Origin of the sequence: Gilvimarinus gilvus (genome assembly GCF_030518155.1) — a bacterium.
In the GTDB taxonomy this organism is placed as follows: domain Bacteria; phylum Pseudomonadota; class Gammaproteobacteria; order Pseudomonadales; family Cellvibrionaceae; genus Gilvimarinus; species Gilvimarinus gilvus.
The window spans coordinates 1-418 of sequence record NZ_JAULRU010000830.1 but is presented as its reverse complement, the minus strand read 5'-3'; the positions used below and the strand labels follow the sequence as shown (position 1 = coordinate 418).

Sequence of the window (418 nt, the reverse complement as noted above, 5' to 3'; positions counted from 1 at the left end):
CTTCAACTTCGCCGGCCGTGGCCAAAGCTCGGGCATGGCATTCATCATGCTCAAGCCATGGGGTGAACGGTCCCAGGAAAACAGCGTGTTCGCCTTGGCGCAACGCGCCCAGCAGCACTTCTTCACCTTCCGCGATGCCATGGTGTTCGCGTTTGCCCCACCGGCGGTGCTGGAACTGGGTAACGCCACCGGTTTCGACGTGTTCCTGCAGGACCGCGGTGGTGTCGGCCATGCCAAACTGATGGAAGCGCGCAACGAGTTCCTGGCCAAGGCGTCGCAGAGCAAAGTGCTCAGTGGCGTACGCCCGAACGGCCTGAACGACGAGCCGCAGTACCAGCTGACCATCGATGACGAGCGTGCCAGCGCCCTGGGCGTGACCATTGCCGACATCAACAACACCCTGTCCATCGCCTTGGGT

Annotated in this window: 1 protein-coding gene; it reads left to right on the top strand. The window is 62.4% G+C overall.

Annotation, left to right across the window (positions count from 1 at the left end):
- A partial coding sequence (locus tag QWI17_RS23055; RefSeq protein ID WP_302724894.1) for an efflux RND transporter permease subunit occupies window positions 1-418 on the top strand: 418 nt, incomplete at both ends.